This window comes from Luteimicrobium xylanilyticum, from assembly GCF_009429125.1.
Lineage (GTDB): Bacteria > Actinomycetota > Actinomycetes > Actinomycetales > Cellulomonadaceae > Luteimicrobium > Luteimicrobium xylanilyticum.
In genome coordinates this window covers 380,943-401,377 of record NZ_CP045529.1, presented here as the reverse complement: position 1 = coordinate 401,377, position 20,435 = coordinate 380,943, and the positions used below count along the sequence as shown (strand labels likewise).

General features: G+C 72.4%; 12 protein-coding genes. 5 read left to right on the top strand and 7 right to left on the bottom strand.

The genetic code is table 11. The annotated features are described in order from the left end of the window. Nucleotides 1–2: 2 nt before the first annotated feature. From KDY119_RS01695 to KDY119_RS01675, 5 genes are all read right to left on the bottom strand, one after another. The gene (locus KDY119_RS01695; RefSeq protein WP_051136912.1) at nt 3–515 is read right to left on the bottom strand and encodes an FMN-binding protein; all 513 of its coding nucleotides are present in this window, start codon (nt 513–515) and stop codon (nt 3–5) included. Then, nucleotides 512–1,921 carry a ferredoxin reductase family protein gene (locus KDY119_RS01690; RefSeq protein ID WP_153021844.1) on the bottom strand — a complete coding sequence of 470 codons (1,410 nt, stop codon included), beginning with the start codon at nt 1,919–1,921 and terminating at the stop codon, nt 512–514. The genes KDY119_RS01695 and KDY119_RS01690 overlap by 4 nt, the downstream gene beginning before the upstream one ends. A 79-nt stretch (nt 1,922–2,000) precedes the next feature. Beyond that, nucleotides 2,001–2,480 (bottom strand): SRPBCC family protein, encoded by a 480-nt coding sequence (locus KDY119_RS01685; RefSeq protein WP_036954479.1) that lies wholly within the window; start codon nt 2,478–2,480, stop codon nt 2,001–2,003. After that, a complete protein-coding gene (locus tag KDY119_RS01680) occupies nt 2,477–2,824 on the bottom strand; it encodes an ArsR/SmtB family transcription factor (RefSeq protein ID WP_036954476.1) in 348 nt (115 codons plus the stop codon). The genes KDY119_RS01685 and KDY119_RS01680 overlap by 4 nt, the downstream gene beginning before the upstream one ends. A gap of 222 nt (nt 2,825–3,046) precedes the next feature. Then, nucleotides 3,047–11,617 (bottom strand): DUF5979 domain-containing protein, encoded by an 8,571-nt coding sequence (locus KDY119_RS01675; RefSeq protein WP_036954473.1) that lies wholly within the window; start codon nt 11,615–11,617, stop codon nt 3,047–3,049. 288 nt (nt 11,618–11,905) lie between these two features. On the opposite strand from KDY119_RS01675, the gene KDY119_RS01670 reads away from it, so the two are divergent. Then, complete coding sequence (locus tag KDY119_RS01670) at nt 11,906–13,162, top strand: ArsB/NhaD family transporter (protein WP_227994466.1); 1,257 nt, start codon at nt 11,906–11,908, stop codon at nt 13,160–13,162. A gap of 8 nt (nt 13,163–13,170) precedes the next feature. Then, complete coding sequence (locus KDY119_RS01665; RefSeq protein ID WP_153021843.1) at nt 13,171–13,611, top strand: universal stress protein; 441 nt, start codon at nt 13,171–13,173, stop codon at nt 13,609–13,611. 22 nt (nt 13,612–13,633) lie between these two features. Here KDY119_RS01665 and KDY119_RS01660 read toward each other — a convergent pair whose 3' ends face one another. Then, a complete protein-coding gene (locus KDY119_RS01660) occupies nt 13,634–15,358 on the bottom strand; it encodes a PP2C family protein-serine/threonine phosphatase (protein ID WP_051136911.1) in 1,725 nt (574 codons plus the stop codon). A 283-nt stretch (nt 15,359–15,641) separates the two neighbouring features. On the opposite strand from KDY119_RS01660, the gene KDY119_RS01655 reads away from it, so the two are divergent. The 3 genes from KDY119_RS01655 to KDY119_RS01645 are packed head-to-tail and all read left to right on the top strand — an operon-like array spanning nt 15,642 to nt 18,865. After that, nucleotides 15,642–15,860, top strand: a complete 219-nt coding sequence (locus KDY119_RS01655) for a hypothetical protein (protein ID WP_036954467.1) — start codon at nt 15,642–15,644, stop codon at nt 15,858–15,860. A gap of 18 nt (nt 15,861–15,878) precedes the next feature. Then, the gene (locus KDY119_RS01650; protein WP_227994465.1) at nt 15,879–17,135 is read left to right on the top strand and encodes an AI-2E family transporter; all 1,257 of its coding nucleotides are present in this window, start codon (nt 15,879–15,881) and stop codon (nt 17,133–17,135) included. Further along, nucleotides 17,132–18,865, top strand: coding sequence for a SulP family inorganic anion transporter (locus KDY119_RS01645; protein ID WP_083891197.1), 1,734 nt, complete (start codon nt 17,132–17,134; stop codon nt 18,863–18,865). Before KDY119_RS01650 ends, KDY119_RS01645 begins: the two co-directional genes overlap by 4 nt. A 12-nt stretch (nt 18,866–18,877) precedes the next feature. Here KDY119_RS01645 and KDY119_RS01640 read toward each other — a convergent pair whose 3' ends face one another. Then, nucleotides 18,878–20,305 carry a DUF1254 domain-containing protein gene (locus KDY119_RS01640; RefSeq protein WP_051136963.1) on the bottom strand — a complete coding sequence of 476 codons (1,428 nt, stop codon included), beginning with the start codon at nt 20,303–20,305 and terminating at the stop codon, nt 18,878–18,880. Nucleotides 20,306–20,435: the final 130 nt, after the last annotated feature.

Sequence of the window (20,435 nt, the reverse complement as noted above, 5' to 3'; positions counted from 1 at the left end):
CGTCACCGGTGGTCGATCGCGTACTGGACCGACTCGAGGTACGCCTCGGACGTGTACGTCGCGCCGGACACGGTGTCGACCTTGGCGGACTGCGCTTCGACGACCTCGGACGCCAGGGTCGGCGTGGCACCGTCGCTCTGCTGGTCGTTCGGGGCCTGGAGCACGTCCACCTTCGTGATCGTCGTGCCCTTGAAGGTCACGGAGACCTGCACCGAGCCGTAGGGCGTCGAGCTCGTCGACCCGACGACCGTCTCCTCCGTGTCGTCGGAGCCGGCGGAGTCGTCGCTCGACGCGGTGGACGTGCTGCTGGGCGTCGAGGAGTCCGTGTCGTCGGCCGAGCTCGACGCCGACGGGCTCGACGAGTCGGACGAGCCCGACGTGGTCGTCTCCGACGACGGCGCGTCGGCCATGGCTGGCGCCGCGTCCTCCGCTGCGGCGAACCGGGCGGCCGCGGCGGCGCCGATCACGGCGGCCACGCCGACGAAGAGGGCGCTCCCGCGCCAGGGTCCGGTCATCGCTGCTCCTCGAAGCTGAGCTCGTCGTAGTGGACGGCGGAACGGGGCACGCCGAGCGAGCGGACGGTGCGCTCGACGTCGCGGCACAGGCTCGCCGGGCCGCACAGGAACACGTCGCGGCGCGCGACGTCGGGCACGAGGGCCTTCACCGAGCCCGCGGCGAGCGGGTCGTGGCCCAGCTCGGCCCGCCGCCCGACGAGCGGCACGTACCGCAGGCCGGGCACGTCGCGGAGCTCGCCCGCCAGCGCGAGCACGCGCTCGCTGCGCGCCCGGTGGAGCACGACGACGTCGTGGCCGCGGCGCCACAGCTCCTCCGCCACGGCCCGCACGGGCCCGATCCCCGCGCCGCCCGCCACGAGGAGGACCCCGTGGTGCCGCGCACGGTCGGCCGTGAACCGGCCGTAGGGGCCCTCGACGACGACGCGCGTGCCGGGCGCCAGGGCGCCCACCCGACCGGAGTGGTCGCCGAGCGCGCCGACCGTGAGCCGGACGCGGGCGCCGTCGGGCACGGTGGACAGCGAGTACGGGTGCGCGGTGCCGAGGTGCCCGCGGACCAGGAAGCGCACGAGCACGAACTGGCCCGCCTGGGCGCGCAGCCGCTCGACGGCCCGGCCGCCGAGCCAGACGCTCGTGACGCCGTCGGCCTCGACGACCACCCGCTCGACCCGTGCGACGCCGCGTGCCTGCCGGACCAGGGGCAGCCCGACGCGCCAGACCAGCACGCACGCGGCCGTCGCCAGGTACATCGCGTACCAGAGGGTCCGCGCGGTGGGCGACGCGAACAGGTGGGCGCCGCCGCGGACCTGGTGCCAGAAGGTCAGGTAGATCGCGAGGTACGTGCCGAGGTGCGTGGCGTACCAGGCCTCGTACGGCAGGTGCCTGCGGACGACCCGGGCCGACGTCGCGGCGACCGCGAGGAACAGCACGCCCCCGACGAGCGCCCAGAGCAGGTCGGGCACGGCCCGGTTCAGCGACCACAGCGCCGACCAGGGGTTCTCGGAGGTGGTGAGCGACTGGCCGCCGACCATGAGGACGACGTGCGTCGCGAGGAGCAGGAGCACCGTGGCGCCGAGGGTGCGGTGCCAGGTGACGAGGCGGTCGAGGCCGACGGCCCGCTCGAACCACGGCACGCGCGCCACGAGGAGGACCTGCGCGCAGACGAGGACGCCGAGCACGAGACCCGCGAGCTCCGCGACGCTCGTGACCGCGGTGCCGGCGGAGGCGGTCGCGTCGTCGGGGGTGGTGGTCCACCAGAAGACGATCGCGGCGGCCGCCGCGGCGGCGACGATCCCGCGCAGCAGGACGCCCGTCAGGGCGTCGGCCCGACGGCGGCTCGCTGTCCGCACGGCCGACGCCGTCGGCACGGGTCCCGGGCCGAGGTTCGACGGTACGCTGGTGCTGGTCACAGGTCGAGCCTGAGCGCGCCCCCTGAGGTCTGGCTCAAGACTTCCTGTGAGCGGCCTCCCAATAGTTGTTGCAACAAGTTCACTGCTGGCAAGTGGCGAGCAGCTCGTCGAGCAGCTCGTAGCCCTCGGTGAGGCCGGTCTCCATGCCGCTCGCGACCATCCCGTCGCGGTCCTCGACGCTCTGGTAGACGGAGTGCGTCGTGACCCGGGCGCGGCCGCCGTCGAGGGCCTCGAGCGTCGCCGACTCGAGCGCGACGTGCCCCGGGTAGCCGTCGAACTCGAAGGTCTGGACGAGCCGCTCCGGCGTCACGGAGTGGAACGTGCCGTGGAAGCCGTACTCCCCTCCCTGCGGGTCGCGGTGGGTGTAGGCCCAGGATCCGCCGATGCGGGCGTCGTAGTGCTCGACGCTCATCTCGAGCGCGCGCGGCCCGATCCACTGCGCCACGAGCTCCGGCTCGGTGTAGGCACGGAAGACGAGCTCCGGCGGGGCGTCGAACTCGCGCACGACGTCGATGAACGGGGTGCCGGGCTGGGCGGTCACCGTGGTGGGGTTGGTCATGATTCCTCCTGCGTGAGGGACGCCAGGACGGCGTCGAGGCGGCGGTGGCTGCGCTCGGTGGCGAGCCGGAGCCCGTCGATCCACGACGTGAGCTCCTCGAGGGCCGCTGGGTCGAGATGGCACGGTCGGCGCTGGCCGTCGCGCGTGCGGGTGATGAGCCCGGCGTGCTCGAGGACCTGGACGTGCCGTGACACGGCCTGCTTGGTGATCGGGAACAGCTCGGTGAGCTCGTTCACGGTCGCGGGGCCGCGCGAGAGACGGGCGACGATCGTGCGGCGCACCGGGTCGGCGAGTGCCGTGAAGGCCTGGTCGAGCCGGGTGTCGCGGGCGTCGTCGTCGGTCATCGCATCCTTCTTAGTCAACCTGCGTGTTGATCAACCGATACGTTGACAATAAGTCCCGGGCGGGCCGCCGTCAACCCTCCGACGATCCACCACCCCACACCCGGCCGAGCACGGGATCTCCGTCCACCGACAACGGGCTCGCCGCCCGTCCGGTCGTCCGGACGGGCGGCGAGCCCGTGCTCGGCGCCGAGGGGTGAGACGGCGAGCCAGCTCAGGGGCGCGTCACTCCCGACGGCGCGTCCACAGGGCCGTGAAGAGCACCAGCAGGCCCAGCGCCAGGACGCCCGCGGCGAGCAGCCCCAGGTGCCAGAGGTCGGCACCGGTGCCGGCGAGGCCGCCCGTCCCGGCCTGCGTCGCCGTCGGTGACGGCGGCACCGCCCCGAACGTGTTCGTCACCGTGATCGCGACGCTCGACCCGACCGGGACCGTCACCGTCCCGGGGTCGATCTTCGTGGCGTCCGACCCGCCGTCCTTCGTCTCGGTCAGGGTGCACGTCGCGTTCGCGGGGAGCCCGGCGTACGTCGCGTCCTTCGTGGCCGAGACCGTGCGGGTCGCGCCGCCGGGGATCTTCACCGCGGTCGCGGTGCCGTCCACGTCGCGCGTGCAGGCGAGCGACACGGTGAACGTGTCGGACCGGTGGCCCGCCGCGCCGTCACCCTCGAGCGCCTTGTGGACCTCGATCGACCCGACGTCGAACGTGTTCGTCACCGTGATCGCGGCCGTCGCGGGCGAGTCGTCCGGCCCCGGGACCGTGATCCCGTCCGCCGGGGAGATCGCCGACAACGTCGCCCCGCCCGTCCGCGGCTCCGTCACGTCGCAGTGCGCACCGGTGGGCAGGTCATCCACCGTCCACGTCAGCGCGCCGGGCTTCAGCTCGTGGGTCGCGTCGTAGACGGGGGCCGGGTCGGTCCCGTCGAGCGTGCACACGAGGCGCACCTGGAACGGCCCGCTGCCCCACGCGTCCGCGCCGTCGCCGGCGAGCTTCTTGGTGACCTTCACGCTGCCGACGGTGTAGTGGTTCGTCACGGCGACCGCATTGACCTCCGTCCCGCCGTCCCGCAGCACGAAGCTGCCCGACGACGTCCCCGTGGTCTCGTCCCGTGCATCACCGCTCTGCGTGATCACCACGGTGGTCGAGGGTGCCCCGGCGGCATCCGTCTCCTCGACAGTGCAGACCGAGTTCACGGGCACGCCGGTGACGGTGTGGGCCTCGCCGCTCACGACCTCGAACGTCCGGTCGTCCGGACCGAGCTGCTCGGCACCGTTGAACGTGCAGCTCGCGCTGAACGTGTACGGGCCCGGGTAGTCGATCGCCGCGCCGTCCTGGTCCTTCGCGCCGCCGTCGTCGACCGTCTTGGTCACCGTGAACCCGGTGGCGCCGAACGTGTTCGTGATCGTCACGGTGTCGGCCTCGGGGTCCGAGCCGTCGGCCGGGATCGGCACGATCGTCGCGTTCCCGTCCGCGTCGACGTTGCTGCCCGTGATCGTCGTCGACGTCGCGCCGCCGTCGTCGACCTCCGTCACCGAACACTCGGTGCCGATGGGCTCGTCGATCGTCGTGAACGGCTGGTCGGGTCCGATCTCCTCCTGCACGGGTCCGGGGTTGTCGTCGGCGTTCTCGACCGGCAGCGCGACCCGGTTCTCCCCTGTGCCGTAGAAGCACTCGATCCGGACCGGGAAGGTGTCGGGGGCTGCGTCCGCGGCGTCGCCGTCGACCTCCTTGACGATGGTCAGCGGCGCGACCCGGAACGCGTTGAGACCGACCGCACCGACCGTGGTGCCGTCGCCGACCGTGACGGTTCGCGGGAGCACGAGGTGCAGCGGCGGCGCGCCGCCGTCGGGGAACTGCTCCGTGACCCGGCAGGTCGCGCCCGTCGGCAGCCCCGTCCAGGTGCCGACCGGGTTCTCCGACGGCGTGACCTGGATCGGGTTCTCACCAGGGATCGTGACGGGTGTCGGCACGCCGTCGACGACCCTCGTGCACTGGATCGAGAAGGTGTAGGTGGCGTCGAGCGCCTGCTGGTACTCCGTGCTCTCCGGGTCCAGCCCGGCGATGCGCTTCGTCACCTGGACCGTTCCCTCGGTGAAGGTGTTGGTGACCGTCACGATGCTCGGATCGTCCGATGCGTCGCCCACGGTGAAGGTCGGGTCGTCGATGAACGTCCCGTTGGCCCCTCCGGTGCGCGGCTCCGTGACGGTGCACTCGGCACCCGTCGGCAGGTTGTCGACGCTCCACGTCAGGTCGTCGGGCGGTGTGAGCGTGTGGTCGGCGTCGAACACCGGGTTCGGGTCCGCGCCGTCGAGCGTGCAGGTCATGTGGACCGTGAACGGCCCGCTGCCCCAGTCGTCCGCTCCGTCACCCGTCACGGCCTTGGTGATCTGCACCGAGCCGACCGTGTAGACGTTCTCGACGGCGACGGTGTTCGTCACACCGGTCACCGTGTCCGCGGTGAGCGTGAACGTCGACGACGTCCCGTCCGTGGGCTCGCCGGCGCCGTCGGCGGTCGTGGTGGTCGTGGTCGTCGACGCCGCGCCGCCGTCGTCGGTCTCGGTCACGGTGCAGGTCGAGCCGGCAGGGAGCCCGTCCACCGTCTTCGACTCGCCGTCGTGCAGCGTGAACGTCCGGTCGTCCGGCGGCACGACCTCGGTGTCGTTGAACGTGCAGGACGCCGTGAACGTGTAGTCCCGGTCGTACGCGATCGGGTTGCCGTCCTGGTCCTCGGCGCCGCCGTTGTCGACCGCCTTGGTCACGGTGAAGCCGGCGTTGCGGTAGATGTTGCGCACCGTGATGACGTTGAGGTCGTCCGACGTCGTGTCGATCGGGTGCGCGATGTCGGTGCGGTCGGAGTAGTCCCGCAGCGCCTCGACCGTGCCGGAGCGGGCCGGGATGACGATGGCCGGCGGGTCGTACTCGATCGTGGCGCCCACGGGGGCCGGGACCTCCTGGGCGTCGCACTGCGCACCCCAGGGGATGGTCACGTCCGACCACGCGCTCGTCGCCGGGTCGGCGTGGTCGTTGACGGCCACGTCGCCGTTCGCGGGCACGGTCACGACGCTCTTGTCGTCGCCGTTCTCGTCCACGATCGGCACGGGCTCGCCGTTCGACACGCACGCGATCTGGACGGTGTAGCTGTCCGGGAGCGGGAAGTCCGAGCCCGGCGGCGTGACCACGGCCTTGTGCAGGTCGAACTGGCCCGTCGCCATCGCGACGCCGACCTTCGGCGGCTCGGTGACGAGGCTGACCGGGAACGTCTGGTGCCCGGTGTCCGGGTCGGTGAACGTGCCCTGCGCGCCCTCGGCGACCGAGTTCCACGCGATGGGCTCGTCGCCCGACGTGGTCGGCGCGACGTTGGGCGTCCGGGTGTCGAAGGTCAGGGCGAGGTCGTCGCCCGGGCCGAGGCCCTCGTTGTCCTCGTCGTACGTCAGGACCGCCTTGATCGCCGTCGCGTCGAAGAGCTGGCTCTCCGGCGTCGCCGACGTGATCTGGCTCCACGTCCGCGACGTGACGTCGTCGTAGCACGGGTCGTCCGTGGCCAGGCCGCCCGGTGTGATCTCGTTCTGGATGTCGGCCTCGTTGCAGGCCTCGTCGAGGGAGTCGGTCGTGTAGTAGAGCTTCATCGGCGTGTCCTCGCCGACCGCCTGGCCGTCGTACGTGAACCGGCCGATGAGCCGCGGCCGGAACTCCGACCCGCGCGCCGTCGGCACGACCACGCCGGTGTCGCCGGGTGTCGGGAGCACGTCGATGCCGGCGACGATGTGCGCCGGGATGTTTCCGGCGTTGGTCAGCCGGACCTGCCAGCGCTCGACGCCGCCCGGTCGCGTGATCGGGACGCAGCTCTCGCCGTAGTAGATGACGTCGCCCTCGTAGTTCGGCACGCTCGGTTCCTGGCAGCCGGAGGCGTTCTCGTCGTTGGCGTTGACGTCGAGGACACCCAGGTCGTCGTAGTTCGCGTCGCCCTCGGCGACGTCCGGGTCGCCGGCACCCACGCCCTTGACCGCCTTCGAGATCCGCAACGGCGTGAGGGCCACGGGCTGGGTCGTGGTGTCCGCCGTGCAGGTCGTGACGTCCGCGGCCTGCGGGTTGTCGATCGAGGCGTTGTGCGTGCTGTCGCACGTGTCGTAGACGCGGTCGTCCGAGACCGTCACGGAGTTGACCACGTCCGTGCCGGGGGCGACCGGATCCGTGCCGCCGCGGTACTCGAGCGGCGTGTCGACGACGATCGCGCTGCCCGGCTGGAGCACGAAGCCGTCGGGGAGCGTCACCGTGATCTCGGGCGTGCCGTCGTCGCCCACGCAGTACTGGGCGCTGGCGCCCGCGATCGGAGCGGTCGAGCCGTCGGCGCCCCTCAGCTGGATCACCGCGTCGGGGTAGTCAGCGCACTCACCGTTCGCCGGGACGTCCCCGGACTCGGGCACGAGCTGCGGGCCGTCGCCGTCCGCGGGCAGCGTGTCGACGATCGTCACACCGGTCTGCGGCCACTGGCCGTTGTTCGTGACCACGAACTGGTAGGGGATCGGGCTGTTCGGGTTCTCGTCCCGGGGGTCCTCACCGTCGCCCGGCGTCTTGGTGATCGTCACGGAGTTCGGGAGGTGCAGGTAGTCGGTGGAGTCGTTCGCGTCGTCGTCCGCGGTCCACGGACCTTCCTCGTGCTCCCACGAGCCCTCGCTGTGTACCTGGATCGTGTTGTTGGTCCGCCCGAGCACCGTCTCGCCGGGCGCGAGCTCGTTGGTCGGGAGGTCGGACGGAACCGGCGTGACGTTCTCGCCGTCGGTGCTCCAACGCAGGTTGTCGCGCTGGGCGGCTGAGAAGGTGGCGTGCGCGGTCGGGTTCGACGGGTGCTCCCAGTTCGGCTGACCGTCGCCCGCGTCGTACGTGAATCGCAGACCCTGGACGTCGCCCGGAGCGACACCGGCCGGCAGAGCGGGGCTGCCGGCAGCGGTGAAGTCTCCATCGACCCAGCAGGCAGTGAGGTCGTCGGACCCGTTGCACTGCTGGACCAGGGTGTCGCCGTCGAGCGAGTACGTCACCCCGACCAGTGCGTCCACCTCGACGCGCGCGATCGGCGCCTCGACCGTCTGGCCCGGGAAACCGGTGAAGTCGAACGCGTTCCAGAACAGCGGGTCGTCGTCGGTGATCGCGAGGGTCGTCGTGCGGACCGTCCCGGTCGGCTTGCCGGTGAGTGCGACCGTGTAGGCGTTCGGGTCGCCCTCGTAGCGGCTCTCCGGGTCGATGCTCTTCGTGGCGTCGACACCGTACGTCGGCTCCTCGATGTTGACGGTGTCCTCAGCGGTGTCGCTCGCGGTGTCCTCGGGACTGGTCACGGACGCGAAGGACGTGTTGGCGACCGAGTCCGCCTCGGTCACGGCGGCCCCGCCGTCACGGTGGGTCGCCCGGAGCTGCATGGACAGCACCACCCCGCCCGGTGTGGTGCTGTCGGTCGTGGTGTCGATGAAGCCGTGGAACACGACCCGGACACCGGTGACGTCGGCGAGGTCCGACGGCCCGAGCGCGAGCGCGGCGTCTGCCGTGATGGCCGGGTCCTCGGTACCGCCCCGGGTCAGGAAGACCTCCGTGGCGCTCGCGTCGGCGCCCGTCGGAGCCGTGATCGAGATGACGTGGTTGAGGTTCATCACGTCGAAGGTGTTCGAGTTCGAGCCGGGGTCGGGATCCTGGATCGTCATGGTCCGGACCTTGGCCTCGGTCGTGTTTCGGGCCTCGAGCGTCATCGCGTCCTGCGGGTACTCGTCCTGGGGCGTCCCCTCGGGCGGAAGGCCGAGCGTGTCCTCCTCGAACGACTTGGTCGTCGTGACGTTGACCGGGCGGTCGAGGATCGTGATGGTCGCGGAGTCGTCGTCGGTGTAGTCGGGGTCGCTGGTCGTCGGCGTGGCGGGCGCCCAGCCGTCCATGCGGGCCGTGTTCGACACGAGTCCGTCCTGGCCGGTGTTGTAGGGCTGGTTCCCGTTGTCCGGGCTGTTGCCCAGCACCGGGTCGCCCGAGACGCGCATGTCCTGGCGGATGCGGAAGACGAGGTCGACGGGGCGGTCGTTGCCCGCCGACTGCGCGACGCCGGTGCCCACCTGGGGGTCCGTCGGCGCGGTGATCCGTGACGCGCGGGTCGGGCTCTCGACGAACGTCAGACGGACGCTGAGGGCGTCGCTCTGCTGGGCCGCGGTCAGGGTGTAGCCGCCGAAGGTCCCGTCGCAGCCTGCAGCGCAGGCCGCCCCGGTGACATCGACCCAGCCACCCGCGCCACCGTTCGCGGAGGCCTCGAACAGCTCGACCTTCGAGACCTGGTCGAACGCGATCAGCGGGTCGGTGCTCGTCGTGATCGGCGCGATGCGCACGAGGTCGAACGCGTCGTAGACCGTGTCCGCCACTGCGTCACCCGTCGCCGGGCTCGGCACGTCGGAGAGCTGCACCTGACTCATCGGGAAGCCGTGCGTCCCCCAGCGGATCCGCGCGGTGCGCTCGTCGTCGGTCAGCGCGACGACCGTCACGCCGGTGTCCTCGACGTCGCCCGTCGTCGGGTCGACCCAACCCTTGTCGATCGTGTCGCCGGGACCGCCCTCGGCGGGGTCGACGGTGATGTCGGCGCTGTCGTCGTCGGTCACGGGCGTGTCGATCGCGTCCGTGTTGTCGACCTGCGACTCGACGTCGTTCGTGTAGGTGAAGGGTCCGGTGTCCTCGGTGGGCAGCGCGGAGCCGGACCCGTCGCGGAGCTCGGCGCGCTGCTGGAACGTCACGTACGGGAGTACCTCGAACCCGGGCGGGAGCTCGCCGTCCGCAGGGTCGGGCTCGAAGTCGAACTGCAGCCCCTGGATGTCGTCGGGCGACGGGTCGCTCCCGACCTGGTAGATCCAGCCCGACTGGGCGGGGATCGGGCCCGCGAGCGTCTCCCAGCTGTCGCCGTCCCAGTAGTTGACGGTGAGGGTCGAGCCCTCGGGGATGTCCATCGGGCCGATGGACGTGACGTTCATGTGGTTCCAGAAGTCCGTCAGCCCCGCGCTCGGCTCGACCGGGTCGGAGATGATCAGGTCGTCCGAGCCCACCGTCGACGCGGTGTCACAGTCGCCCGAGTCGACCTGCTCCTGACCGCACACCGACGCGGGGATCTGCACGATCGTCGACGCACCCGGCACGCCGGGGATCTCGTCCGGGGTGAACGCCTTGTCGACGTGCGTGTCGATGCGCGCCGGCTGGCGCGTCACGTCGTCCGAGGCCTCGTCGGTGCCGGACTCGCCCGTGTCGTCCGTGACCGTCGTCGTCGTGTCGTTGGTGGACGTGACGTCGTCGGACCCCGGGACCGACTGTGCCGTGACGTCGAACGGGATGGTCGCGGCGTCGCCCGGCTCGATCCCGTCGGGGTCGTCGCTCGTGAACGTGATGTGGAAGCCCACGACGTCCGCGTCCGTGTGGCCCGCGGGGACCGGCGGGATCGTGTCGCGGTCCGTGGAGGTCTGCGGCGCGCTCGAGGTCCCGTCGGAGTAGTCGTACACGATCGAGACGGAGTCGGCCCCGGCCGGCCAGGCGACGCCGCCGCCGAACCCGCCGAACGTCAGGCCCTGGTCCGCGAGGTTCGCGTCGCCGTCGGTCGGCTCGTCGATCACCATCGTCGTGACCGGCTGCGACCCGACCTCGGAGCGGATCGTGGCGGTGGTCGAGTCGCCTGCGAGCAGATGGTCGTCGGCGAACTCCTTGCTCGTCGTGACCGTCGGGGCCTCGCTCACGACGTCGACGGTCGCGTCGTCGTCGTCGGTCGCGGTGTCGTCGCCCTTCGCGACGTCCGACGACGCCGTGTTGGTGATGGTGGTCGTGCCCTCGGGCAGGTCCGCGACGTCGTCGCGCGTCTGCGTCTCGAGGACGATCGTCGCCTCCCCGTCGATCGGGATCCCGCCGTCGCCCGTGAACGCGAAGCTGATGCCGTGCACCTGGTCCAGCGGGATCCCGGCGAGGATCGCGCTCGGGTCGCCCGGGATCGGGCTCAACGGGTCCTCGGTGTGCGACGTGCCGTCGGCGTCGACCCACGTCACCTGGACCGTGTCGGCGCCTTCCGGCGGCGTGAACGTGGAGATGCCCGTGAGCTCCAGGTACTGGAACGGGTCGGCGCCGCCGTCGGACGGGTCCGAGACGACGAGCGAGTCGACGCTCGCGTTCGACGTGTTCTGCGCGTGGATCGTGAACGACACGTCGCGGCCCGGCACGGCGGGCACGCTTGTCGGGCTCGCGTCCTTCGTGACGGTCGTGTCGATCGTCGTCGGGACGTCGATCGTGACGTCCGCGGTGGCCGAGTCGGAGTTGCCGCCGTCCTGCGACACGTTGGCCGTGTTCGTGACCGTGCCGTTGTTGTCCGCCGTCGCGTCGTCCGGCACGCGGGCCTGCACGCTCACGGTGGCCGTGGTGCCCGGAGCCATGCCGGGGTTCCCGTCGCTCTGCTCCTGGGTCGCGTCGACGACCACGTGGGTCCCGCCGTCGCCGTCCGAGTCGGCGGTGGAGTACGTGCCGCCACCGGCCGTGGTCACCTGGATCGCGTCGTCGCCGTCGAGCACGAGGGGGGCGGGCAGCGTGTCGGTGAGCTGCGCCGCCGCGCATGGCTGGGACTGGCACGTGACCTGGATCGTGAACGTCATGGTGTCACCGGGTCCGTACGGCCCCGGGTTGTCGACGGACTTCGTGACCTCCAGCGTGCCGCCCACGGCCTCGGCCGCCGGCGCGAGGACCAGCCCCGCCACGGTCAGCGGCAGTGCCAGGGCGAACGCCAGGATCGACGCGATGAGTGCACGAGTCTTCGTCACGCGTCCCCCAGACGCCGTCCGACGGCCGGTCCCCCCGACCGCTGTGCGAACCACTCTGTTCGCGGGTGAAGCAGGTCACAACCGGTGCGGTGCAGAACCACCCTCGAAGGATGAGGCCGTCCAGGAGCCCACACTCTGCGCATCACCGGCATTTCGCGACTCGTCTCGAGACTAGGGAAACCGGGCGGACCCCGCACCCCGGGGACCCCTCACCATGGCCGTGCGCGGCGTCGTCGAGCAGGCGATCTCCGCCCGCCGAACGCGAGGTGGGACGCTGTGCACGTGGACGTGACGACGACAGCCGGTGCCGTGGTCGCCGTCGCCGTCCTCGTGGCGGTGCTGGTGTTCGCGGTGGTCCGGCCTTTGGGCCTCCCTGAGGTCGTGGGCGCGCTGCCCGCCGCGGTCCTGGTGATCGCGCTGGGCCTCGTCCCGTGGCACGACGCCCTCGACGAGGCCCGCACCCTCGGCCCGACCGTCGGCTTCCTGGCCGCGATCCTCGTGCTCGCGGAGCTGGCCCGCGAGGACGGGGTGTTCGCGTGGGCGGGCGGCGTGATGGCGCGCGCCTCCCGCGGGAGCCCGCGGCGGCTGCTGGGCGCGGTGTTCGTCGTCGCCTCGGTCACGACGGCCGTCCTGAGCCTCGACGCGACGGTCGTGCTCCTGACGCCTGTCGTGCTCGCGACGGCGACGCGGATCGGCGCCCGCGCGCGCCCCGGCGTCTACGCGAGCACCCATCTCGCCAACACCGCGTCGACGCTGCTTCCCGTCTCCAACCTCACGAACCTGCTCGCGTTCGGCGCGAGCGGGCTGACCTTCGCGGGATTCGCCGGGCTCATGGCGCTGCCCTGGCTGGCGACGGTCGCGGTCGAGTACGGCGTGTTCCGCTGGTGGTTCCGCGGCGACCTCGCCACCCCGGTCCACCCCGTGCCCGACGACGACGCCGCCCCCGCCCCCCGGTTCGCCCTCGTGGTCCTCGCGGCGACGCTCGTGGGGTTCGCCGTCGTCGAGCCGTTCGGCGTGGCGCCGGCGTGGGTGGCCGCCGCGGGAGCGCTGGTGCTCGTCGCGCCGCGCTTCGTACGTGCCCCGCGCCGGGAGGCGACCACGGTGGTCCGGGCCGCGAACGTGCCGTTCCTCGTGTTCGTGCTCGCGCTCGGCGTCGTCGTGCTCGCGGTCCGGAACGGCCCGGTCGGCGACGGCGTCGCGCACCTCGTGCCCGCCCGCGCCGACCTCCTCGGGCTGCTCGCCGCCGCCGGGCTCGCCGCCGTGCTCGCGAACCTCCTCAACAACCTGCCCGCGACGCTCGTTCTCGTCCCCCTCACCGCGCACTCCCCCGGGCTGCTGCTCGCGGTGCTGCTGGGCGTGAACATCGGCCCCAACCTGACCTACGTCGGCTCGCTCGCCACCCTGCTGTGGCGGCAGGTGCTGCACGCGCACGACCACACGCCGTCGGCCGGGAGGTTCGTCCGGCTCGGTCTCGCGACCGTCCCCGCGTGCCTCGTCGTCGGGGTCGCGGCACTCTGGGTGGGGCTGCGGGTCACCGGACGATAGGGAGAAGCATGCGGGTGCTGGTCTGGCTCACCGAGGGCACGTGGGAGGCCGCGGTCGACGCCGCCCGCGAGCTCGCCGAGGGCCGCGACGCGGAGGTCGTCCTGCTGCACGTCGACGACGCCGCCACCGCGGACGCCTGGCACGCCGGCCCCGCGGGGCTGCTCGGGCGCGGCGGGCACGCCGTCACCGGCACGCCCCTGCACGACGCCGCCGCGCACCTCCTCGAGGACGCGCAGGTGCGGCTCGGGCTCCCCTCGAGCACCGACGAGCGCAGCCCGCGCGGCCACGAGCGCGTCGAGACCGTCGTGGTCGACGCGTGCCGCGACGCCGACGTGCTGGTGGTCTCGCGCGACGGCGACCGTCCCGGACCGCACAGCCTCGCCCCGCCCACGCGGTTCGTCGTCGACCACGCACCCTGCGACGTCGTGCTGGTGTGGGCGCGCGGCTGAACCGGCAGCCGCCGTGCGGCACTCAGGGCGCCGCCGCGAGTCCCAGACCGGTGGCCGCGCCCACCATCTCGCCCACCGCCGCCGCGCCGAGCGACGCCCCGGCGCCGACCGGCTCCACGTCGCCCTCCACCCGGACGTCGTAGAGGACGAGCGCGATGTCGTCGGGAGCACCGCCGGGCCGCATCGTGCGCGAGAGCAGCTCGCCGACCTCACCCCGACCCGCCGCCCGGACCACGGGCGCCCCGACCTCCGCCAGCCGCTCCAGACCCGTCCGCAGACTCTCGCCGCGCCGCTCGACGAGCCCGTCGGTGTAGAGCAGCAGCGCGTCTCCCGACCTGAGCACGTGAGTCGCCTCGCTGCGCGTGGTCTGCCGCAGGGCGAGCAGCCCGCCCCGCCCTCCGCGGAGCCACCGGTGGCCGTCCGGGCTGATCACCAAGGGGAACGGGTGCCCGGCAGCCGAGTAGGTCAGCAGACCCGTCCGCTCGTCGACGACCGCGCAGACGACCGTCGTGAACTCGGCGCCGGGGACGGTCGCGGCGTACCGGTCGAGGCCGTCGAGCGTCGCAGCCGGACCGTGCCCGGTGAGCAGCAGCGCGCGTGCCGCGGCACGGAGCTGGCCCATGTGCGTCGCCGCCTCGAGCCCGTGCCCGACGCAGTCGCCCACCACCACCGCCCAGCGAGAGTCGCCCAGGGGGACCACGTCGTACCAGTCGCCCCCGACCTCGAGCGAAGACTCCGCCGGCTGGTAGTGCACGTGCCAGCGCCCGGGCGGCAGCGGGTCGGGCAGCATCGCGTGCTGGAGGACCTCGGACACCGAGCGCAGGTGCTCGACCTCGCGCTCGTGCGCGAGCGTCACCCCGATCGCGTTGCCGAGCTTCGACGCCAGCAGCGCCTGGAACTCGCGGTTGCCGTGGTCGAGCGGCCGGGTCGGCGCGGCGCGGACCGCGAGCGCCCCGGTGACGTCGCGCCGCAGCGCACCGAGCGGGTGGATCCGCACGTCGCCGTGCTCGACGACGCCCCTGCCCCGGGCGACCTCCTCGAGCAGGGCCGCAGCCACGAGGGGGCCAGGCCCCGTGGTCCCGCGGACGACCTCGCGCTCGTCGTCGCCGCCGTGCTCGACCCACACCTCGGCGGCGGCCACGTCGGCGCTCACGGCGAGCTCGTCGACGGCCGCGTCGACGACCTCCTGGACGCCACCCTCGATCGCGAAGAGCCGGGTCGCGAGCTCGCTGATGGTGTCGAGCCGTCGCGCGGCGACGACGTGACCGGTGGTCTCGGCGGCGATGTCGAGCACGCCGCGCACCCGACCGTCGTCGTCGCGCAGCGCGGAGTACGAGAAGGTGAACGACGTCTCCTCGTCGTACCCGGAGCGGTGCATGAGCAACGGCATGTCGACGCGCCACACCGCCCGCCCGGTCGCGAGGACCTCGTCGCACAGCGGGCCGATCTCGTCCCAGATCTCCGCCCAGACGACCTCGAACGACGCCCCGAATGCGAGCGGGTGCTTGGCGCTGCCGAGCATCTCGCGGTAGCCGTCGTTGTAGATCATCGTGAGCTCGGGGCCCCACGTGACGAGGACGGGGAAGCGGGTGCTGAAGCAGAGCGTGACGGCGGCCCGCAGCTCCGACGGCCAGCCGGTCGGGTCGCCGAGGGGGCCGGCCGACCAGTCGTGCGTGCGGGCGAGCTCGGCGCACTCGCTGTCGCCGAGGGCTCGGAGGGCTCCCTCCAACCAGGTCGGGCTGTCCATGTGCTCCCGCTTCGCGGCCGCAGGCGCCCGTTGCTGGAGAGCCTGCGAGGAGCATAGGCGCTCCGGGGCGGGCGTCAGGACGCCTGCCGGCCCGAGCACGGCCGCGCGCGTCGAGCATGCGAACGGTCGCAGGCTCGAGCCCGCGAGGGTGCGTGGCCCCATGCTCGGCGGGGCAGGGCGAGGGCGGTCGGATGCTCGGCGCCGAGACCGGACCACCCACTGAGGATGAGGCGCACCCGCCCGGGGGTGACCGACAGTGGACCCAGACTGGAGGTGGGGCCCTGTGCTGTACAGCATCCGGGTGGGGGGACGGCTCACGGGGATCCCCCTGCACGACTACATCGAGGTCGTCGAGCGGCGCCCGGGCGACGCCCCCGACGAGACGGCGCTCACGTGCCGGGTCGCGGACGCGGCGGCGCTCACGGGCGTCGTCGCGCTCCTGCACGACCTCGGCCTGACCGTGACGGAGATGCACGCCCTGCCCGACGTCCCGACGTCCTGAGACCTGCCAGGAGGACCCGTGAGCTCGGAGCCCGTCGCCACCGACGAGGTGGTCGTCGCGGACGACGCGAACGGCCGCCCGCTCCAGCACGACTCGCGGCGCCCGCCGCGGTGGTTCGCGCGCGGCCTCGTGATGGCGGCGGTCGCAGTGTTCGTCGCGGCGTTCGCGTGGCACGCGTTCTTCCAGCTCAAGGGCCTGATCGTCAACGTCCTGATCGCGTTCTTCATCTCGCTCGCCCTGGAGCCGATCGTCCTGTGGCTCGTGCGGCACGGGTGGAAGCGCGGGCTCGCGGCGGGGGCGGCGCTCGTCGGGACGATCCTGTTCGCGCTCGTGATCGTCGCGCTGTTCGGCAACCTGTTCGTCCAGCAGCTCCTCGCCCTGTTTCGGAACGTCCCCGCCATGTACACGGACCTGCAGGACTGGCTGTCCCGGACGTTCGACGTCACCATCCCGGACTCGTCGGAGCTCATCAAGGACGCGATGGGCCGGTGGGGCGACGACGTCGCGTCGGGCGTCCTGCTCGTGGGGACCACCGTCGTGTCGGCGCTGTTCGCGATCACGACGATCCTGCTCGTCGTCTACTACCTGTCGGCCGCGGGGCCGCGGTTCCGCGCCGCGGTGTGCGCGCGGCTCACGCCGAACCGGCAGACCGAGGTCCTCATGCTGTGGGAGACGGCGCAGCGCAAGGCGTCGGACTTCATCACGTCGCGCGTCGTGCTGGCGGCGTTGTCGAGCGCCTTCTCGTTCGTCTTCCTGACGATCCTGCGGACCCCGTACGCGCTCCCGCTCGCGCTCTTCACGGGCATCGTGTCGCAGTTCGTCCCGACGATCGGCACCTACATCGGCGGCGCGCTGCCCGTCATCGTGGCCCTCACCTCGCAGGGGATCCCGCAGGCCCTCGCGGTGCTGGCGTTCATCATCGCGTACCAGCAGATCGAGAACTACATCTTCTCGCCCAAGGTCTCGGCCAAGGCGCTCGAGATGAACCCCGCCGTCGCGTTCCTCGTGGTCCTCGCGTTCGGCGCCGTGTTCGGGGCGATCGGCGCGTTCCTCGCGCTGCCCGTCGCCGCGACCGTCCAGGCCGTCATGGACACCTACTGGAAGCGGCACGAGCTCGTCGAGTCCGAGATGCTGCGCGACCCCGAGCGGGCGGCACCCAAGGACCGCTGGCAGCGCGTGCGCCGTCGGGCGGACGACGCCTCCGCCGAGGGCGACCGCGGCACCGCCGACGACGGCGAGCAGCCCCCGGCGGACGACGGCACCGACGAGCGATGAGCGGTGAGGAAGCGCGCGGGTCGCCCCGTCCTGCGACCCCCCTCCTGCGGTGGTCGCGCTCCGTGCGCCCTCGTCGCGAGAACCTGCGCGCCGACCTGGTCGCGGGGCTCACCGGCGCCGTGAGCGCCGTGCCCGACGGCATGGCCTGCGGCCTCCTCGCCGGGGTCAGTCCCGTGCACGGCCTCTACGCGACGTTCGTCGGCCCGATCGCGGGCGGCCCCGGCGCGTCGACCCAGCTCATGCGCGTCACCACGACGAGCGCCGCCGCGCTGGCCGCCGCGTCCGCGCTCGAAGGGGTGTCGGGTGCCGACCGCTCCGGGGCGCTCGTCTGGCTGACCCTGCTCGCGGGCGTCCTGATGGCGGTCGCGGGCGCGCTCAAGCTCGGCCGCTACGTGCGGTTCGTGTCGCAGTCCGTGATGCTCGGGTTCCTCACGGGCCTCGCGCTGAACATCGCGTTCGGCCAGCTCGACGACCTGACCGGCACGACGGCGCACGGCAGCCTCGCCCTCGTCAAGGCCTGGGACGTCGTCTCGCACCCGGGTTTGTGGAGCTGGCCCTCGGTCGCGGCCGGCGTCAGCGCGCTCGCGATCCTCGTGACCCTCTCGCGCACCCGGTTCTCGCAGCTCTCGGCGGTGCTCGCGCTCGTCGTCCCGACGCTCCTCGTGGTCCTCACGGGCGCCGGTGTCGCCCGCGTGCACGACACCGGCGAGATCCCGCAGGGCGTCCCGCTGCCGTCCCTGCCGGCGTTCTCCGACCTGTCCTCGGGCGTCTTCGTGGGCGCCGTCACGGTCGCTTTCGTCGTGCTCGTCCAGGGCGCCGGGGTCGCCGAGGCCGCGCCCAACCCCGACGGCTCGCGGTCACGGACCAACCTCGACTTCGGGGCGCAGGGCGCCGCGAACATCGCGTGCGGTTTCTTCGGCGCCCAGCCCGTCGGCGCGTCGATCAGCGCGACGGCGCTCAACATCACGGCCGGCGCACGCAGTCGCTGGGCGTCGATCTTCGCCGGCGGGTGGGTGCTCGTGTTCCTCGTCGCGCTCTCCGGCGTCGTGGGCACGGTCGCGATGCCGACGCTCGCCGCGATCCTCGTCTACGCCGCCCTCAGCTCGTTGCGCCCCCGGCAGGTCCGCACGCTCCTGTACGCGGGGAGCACCCCGGCGATCGCCCTCGTCGTGACGTTCGTGGCGACCCTGCTGCTCCCCGTCGCGGCGGCCGTCGGGGTCGGCGTCATCGTGTCGCTCCTCCTCCAGCTCAACCGCGAGGCCGTGGACCTGCGGGTCGTCCGCCTCCTCCCCCGGCCCGACGGCGCAGGGCCGGTCGAGCGACCGGCTCCCCGCACGCTCCACGACCACGAGGTCGTGGTCCTCGACGTCTACGGCTCGCTGTTCTACGCCGGGGCCCGGACCCTGCAGCGCCAGCTCCCCGACCCGGCCGGCGCGACCGATGCTGCCGTGGTCCTGCGGCTGCGCGGGCGCACGACGCTCGGCGCGACGTTCTTCGTCGTCATCGCCCAGTACGCGGACCAGCTCGAGGCCGGAGGGAACCGCCTCTACCTGTCCGGGCTGTCGGCCGAGGTGCTGCACGTGTGGGAGTCCCGGGTGCTCGCCGAGCACCTCGCGAACGTCCGGCTCTACCCCGCGACGGACGTCGTGCTCGGGTCGACGCACGCCGCGTGGCTCGACGCCCGGGCGAGGCGGGTGGGACGCCCGGACGAGCCGCCGTCGGCGGGCTGACCGGGCCCGCCGTCAGCGCACCCGCACGACGTCGTCGGGCTTCCAGGTCTGGTCGTAGAAGGCCGACGTCGTCCCGTACAGCCGCAGGCACACGACGAAGTTCCGGCCCGGGACGGTCCGGATGTAGGCCGCGTCGACGACGCCCTCGGGCTGCTCGGCACCGAACCAGATGTCGATCGACCCGTCGTCGTTCTTCGGCAGGTCGTAGTAGCCGTTGGTGGACGGCAGCATCTGCGCGGTCTCCGGCATCGTCCCGTCCGTGACGTTGTACGCCGTCACGGCCCAGAACAAGGCCGCAGGGATGTCCGCCGGGAGGTGGAGCCGGTAGGTGTTCGTCCCGTCGAAGTACTCGCCGTCGGCGTCGCGGATCGCGTACGGGTACTTGGAGCCCGCGCCCGTCGTGTGGTTGTTCATGGCCGGCGCGGACGAGTACGCGTACTGGAAGAACCGGGACCTGGCGTCGAGGTCCAGGTACGACTCCTGCATCCACTCCGCCGTCGCGCCCGCCCACGCGACCTCCCACTGGCGGTCCTCGTAGTAGTAGTTGCGCCGGTCGGGGCGGCCGAGCTGGACGTTCGCCAGGATCATCCGGGGCGCCGTCTCGACGGCGCGCTCGAGCTGGGTCCGCTGCCAGTCCTCCGGCTCGAACGGGCGGCCCTTGACGATCCCGATCGACGCCAGGACGCCACGCAGCTCGGGGTCGATCGCGGTGACCGGCTCGTAGTCGACGAACTCCTTGAGCTTCGTCCAGTACGTGAAGTCCGTGGGGTACATCATGTCGATGCGCACCGGGCTCGCGTTGGGGAACTCCATCGGCGGGACGTCCTTCTCCTCCGCCCACAGCGGGTACAGACGCGTCTGCTCCGCGACCGCGGCGCCGACCGCCGGGTCGGGGACCCCGTCACCGCGGCCCATGATCGTCCGGAAGAACAGGAACACGTTGTACGTCGACGACGTGAACGTGAAGTACCCGCCCGGCACGTGGCCCTCGTACCCCGGGGGGAGCAGGAGGTAGAGGCCGCCGCGGGCGCGGTCGGGACCGATCAGGCCGACGTCGGTGATGGTCCGCTGGAAGAAGTCCGTGAACATGCCGATCACGTTGGCGGGCGCGTTGACGACCAGCGGCCCGGTCTCCCTGAGGTCGAGGTAGCTCATGGAGTAGATGACGTCGGCGTTGGGCGTCGGGACCTGGGTCCGGGAGTCCATCCGGTCCTTCCAGATCGGCAGCACGTGGTAGCCCGACCCGAACGCGGCCTCCGACCCGTCACGCATCCCGATCACGTTGAGCGCGGGCAGCATCGTCATGTACGCGTACACGGCCCGCTGGTAGAAGAGCTCGGCGCGGAGGGACTCGGCTTCGTCGTGCGGCAGCCAGTTGCCGTCGTGGATCTGGCGGACCAGCCGAGACGTTGTGCTCTTCCCGGTCTCCTTTTCAGACATCCCGTTCTCCTTCGTCTCGCGGTACGCCCGGTGGCGGTGCTGGAGTCGTCGCGGGCGCTCTCGACCCTCGCCCAGGATCGTCCGGCCCGCGTCCTTGTGCCTCATGCGCGGGGGATGAGCGTCCTCGGAG